Origin of the sequence: Streptomyces sp. NPDC059169 (genome assembly GCF_042755225.1) — a bacterium.
Lineage (GTDB): Bacteria > Actinomycetota > Actinomycetes > Streptomycetales > Streptomycetaceae > Streptomyces.
In genome coordinates, this window is sequence record NZ_JBHZCF010000007.1 from 370,839 (window position 1) to 374,722 (window position 3,884).

Here is a 3,884-nt window from a genome sequence, read left to right on the forward strand (position 1 = left end):
TTCGTCCCTGGGCCCCCTCTTTTGAGGGCCGACGTGTTGGTTTTTGGGGTCTTTGCTTTTTGGAAGAGCGGGGAAGCGCCTTTTCCTGCCCCCGAGGCAGGTCCGGCCGCTTCCTCGTGCCGTAGGCATCACCGTAGACGTCTGCGAGACGGGTTCCGGTTCCTTCGTTCACCCGATCGCCCGGTGACCGTCCCCCGTCCCGTCGGTTCGGTGTCGATCGTGACCGGGACGGGGCCGGCGGCTACTTGGCCGGCTGCGCTTCCGGCTCGTCCGCCGAGGTGGGCTCGTCCGTGCCGTCCGGCTCCACCGGGGTCTTCACCGAGTCGAGCAGCAGCTGCGCCACGTCCACGACCTGGAGCGACTCCTTCGCCTTGCCCTCGCCCTTCTTCCCGTTGACCGAGTCCGAGAGCATCACCAGGCAGAACGGACACGCCGTGGAGACGATGTCCGGGTCGAGCGACAGCGCCTCGTCCACCCGCTCGGTGTTGATGCGCTTGCCGATCCGCTCTTCCATCCACATGCGGGCACCACCGGCGCCGCAGCAGAAGCCGCGCTCCTTGTGGCGGTGCATCTCCTCGTTCCGCAGGCCCGGCACCTTGGCGATGATTTCGCGCGGCGGCGTGTAGACCTTGTTGTGGCGGCCCAGGTAGCAGGGGTCGTGGTACGTGATCAGCCCCTCGACCGGTGTCACCGGGATGAGCTTGCCCTCGTCGACGAGGTGCTGGAGCAGCTGGGTGTGGTGGATGACCTCGTACTCGCCGCCGAGCTGCGGGTACTCGTTCGCGATGGTGTTGAAGCAGTGCGGGCAGGTCGCGACGATCTTCTTCGAGGCCTTGGGCTTCTTCGTCGATTCGTCCACCTTCCCGTCCTCGTCGAAGGACTCGCCGAACGCCATGTTCAGCATCGCCACGTTCTCCTGGCCGAGCTGCTGGAACAGCGGCTCGTTGCCGAGGCGGCGGGGCGAGTCACCGGTGCACTTCTCCTCGCCGCCCATGATCGCGAACTTGACGCCCGCGATGTGCAGCAGCTCGGCGAAGGCCTTGGTGGTCTTCTTGGCGCGGTCCTCCAGGGCGCCGGCACAGCCGACCCAGTACAGGTAGTCGACCTCGGTGAGGTCCTCGACGTCCTTGCCGACGATCGGGACCTCGAAGTCGACCTCCTTGGTCCATTCGACGCGCTGCTTCTTCGCCAGGCCCCAGGGATTGCCCTTCTTCTCCAGGTTCTTGAGCATCGTGCCCGCCTCGGACGGGAAGGAGCTCTCGATCATGACCTGGTAGCGACGCATGTCGACGATGTGGTCGATGTGCTCGATGTCGACCGGGCACTGCTCGACGCACGCGCCGCAGGTGGTGCAGGACCACAGCACGTCCGGGTCGATGACGCCGTTCTCCTCGGCGGTGCCGATCAGCGGGCGCTCGGCCTCGGCGAGGGCGGCGGCGGGGACGTCCTTCAGCTGCTCCTCTGAAGCCTTCTCGTCGCCCTCCATGGTCTTGCCGCCGCCGGCCAGCAGGTACGGGGCCTTGGCGTGCGCGTGGTCGCGCAGCGACATGATGAGCAGCTTCGGGGAGAGCGGCTTGCCGGTGTTCCAGGCCGGGCACTGGGACTGGCAGCGGCCGCACTCGGTGCAGGTGGAGAAGTCGAGGATGCCCTTCCAGGAGAACTGCTCGACCTGGCTGACGCCGTAGACGTCGTCCTCGCCCGGGTCCTCGAAGTCGATCGGCTTGCCGTCGGACGTCATGGGCTGCAGGGCGCCGAGCGCGGTCTCACCCGTCGCGTTCCGCTTGAACCAGATGTTGGGGAAGCCGAGGAAGCGGTGCCAGGCCACACCCATGTTGGTGTTCAGCGAGACGGTGATCATCCAGATCAGCGAGACGCCGATCTTGATCATCGCGGTCAGGTAGATCAGTGTCTGGAGCGTCGGGACGCTCAGGCCCTTCAGCGCGACGACCAGGGGGTAGGAGACGAAGTAGGCCGCCTCGTAGTGGTCCACGCCGTGGATGGCGCCCTCGAGGCCGCGCAGCATCAGGATCGCGAGCCCGATGGTGAGGATCACGTACTCGACGAAGTACGCCTGCCAGGCCTTGGAGCCGGCGAACCGCGACTTGCGTCCCGCCCGGGAGGGCAGGTTGAGCAGCCGGATCGCCATGAGGACGACGATGCCGACCACCGTCATCAGGCCGATGAACTCGATGTACATCTCGAACGGCAGGAAGCCGCCGATGATCGGCAGGGTCCAGTCGGCCTGGAAGAGCTGACCGTACGCCTGGGCGAGCGTCGGGGGCAGCGTCAGGAAGCCGATGGCGACGAACCAGTGGGCGAAGCCCACGATCCCCCAGCGGTTCATCCGGGTGTGGCCGAGGAACTCCTTGACCACAGTGACCGTGCGTGCCTTGGGATTGTCGGTGCGGCTGCCCGCAGGCACGGGCTGACCGAGCTTCACGAACCGGTAGATCTGCGCGACGGCTCGGGCGATGAGCGCAACGCCGACCACGGTCAGGACCAGCGACACAATGATCGCGGCGAGTTGCATTTGGGGGCTCCTCGGGCCTGCGAGGGTGGGGAACTCAACACTTACTAAGCGGTAACTTATCCAGTCCGTGCTGAGACTACCCACTTATTCCGCTGCACTGTAGCCAGGTGGGCGGTGATCTGCGTCGCTCAGGTCACCCTGAGCGGGACGCGCCAGGAGGGTCGGGATCGTGCGCAGGAGGACGGCGAGATCCAGCCCGATCCAATGGTGCTCCACGTAGTGCAGGTCGAGCATGTCCGCCTCCTCCCACGGGAGCTCCGATCGGCGGCGCAACTGGGCGGGGCCGGTGAGGCCCGGCTTGACGGCCTGGCGCCAGCGCGCGGCCGCGCGGGGGTCGTCGGGAGCCAGTGCCGCCGGGCCGACCAGGGACATCTCGCCCCGCACGACGTGCGGCAGTCGGGAGACCAGGTCGAGCCGCAGTCGGCGGGTGCGCAGCGAGTGGACGGTGAACGGCCGGCCGTGCAGCCCCACTCTGGTCTCCCGGGTGAAGGCCCCACCCGGCGCCCGGCGGAGGGCGGCCCAGCATGCGGCCGCCGTCACCACGGGTGTGGTGAGGAGCAGCAGGAGTGTGCCGAGGGTCAGATCGAGAAGGCGCTTGGACGGGACGGGCTGCACGGCGTGCACGGCTCTCACCTGACCGTTCTGTCGTTCTCTGGCGCTCTCTGCCGTATCTGTGATCTTTCGCGTGCTTTGGAGAACGATGGCACGGTGGAGGCGGGGGTGGCTGCAGGCCGCGCCGTGGGCTTTCAGGGGTGGCGCACCATAGTTGAGTCGACTCGACTCAGGTCTGTTGACTCCGGGAGACCGGTGAGGCATCCTTGAGCCAGTTCCGCTCAAGTTCACTGGAGGAATCGAAATGGCACGTGCGGTCGGCATCGACCTGGGCACGACTAACTCCGTCGTCAGCGTTCTGGAGGGCGGTGAGCCCACCGTCATCACCAACGCAGAGGGCGCCAGGACCACGCCGTCCGTCGTCGCCTTCGCCAAGAACGGCGAGGTGCTCGTCGGCGAGGTGGCCAAGCGCCAGGCCGTCACCAACGTCGACCGGACCATCCGGTCCGTCAAGCGCCACATGGGCACCGACTGGAAGATCGAGCTCGACGGGAAGACCTTCAACCCGCAGCAGATCTCCGCGTTCATCCTGCAGAAGCTCAAGCGTGACGCCGAGTCGTACCTGGGCGAGAAGGTCACGGACGCGGTCATCACCGTCCCGGCCTACTTCAACGACTCCGAGCGCCAGGCGACCAAGGAGGCCGGTGAGATCGCGGGCCTCAACGTCCTGCGCATCGTCAACGAGCCGACGGCAGCGGCGCTCGCCTACGGCCTCGACAAGGACGACCAGACGATCCTCGTC

General features: G+C 66.9%; 3 protein-coding genes. 1 reads left to right on the forward strand and 2 read right to left on the reverse strand.

What is annotated here, in order from left to right; all coding sequences use genetic code 11:
* Positions 1–241 precede the first annotated feature (241 nt).
* Entirely contained in the window at positions 242–2,530 is a 2,289-nt protein-coding gene (locus tag ACFXOM_RS16395) for a heterodisulfide reductase-related iron-sulfur binding cluster (RefSeq protein WP_384929047.1), read from the reverse strand.
* A gap of 84 nt (positions 2,531–2,614) precedes the next feature.
* On the reverse strand, positions 2,615–3,154 hold the full coding sequence (locus ACFXOM_RS16400) for a sugar transferase (protein ID WP_384949112.1): 540 nt from the start codon (positions 3,152–3,154) through the stop codon (positions 2,615–2,617).
* A 232-nt stretch (positions 3,155–3,386) separates the two neighbouring features.
* Here ACFXOM_RS16400 and ACFXOM_RS16405 point away from each other — a divergent pair.
* On the forward strand, positions 3,387–3,884 hold a 498-nt coding region (locus tag ACFXOM_RS16405; RefSeq protein ID WP_384929042.1), incomplete at its 3' end, for an Hsp70 family protein.

What these genes read in the sequence shown, in the direction of transcription:
- ACFXOM_RS16395 (WP_384929047.1), bottom strand. Translation starts at nt 2,530, where the DNA reads ATGCAACTCGCCGCGATCATTGTGTCGCTGGTCCTGACCGTGGTCGGC.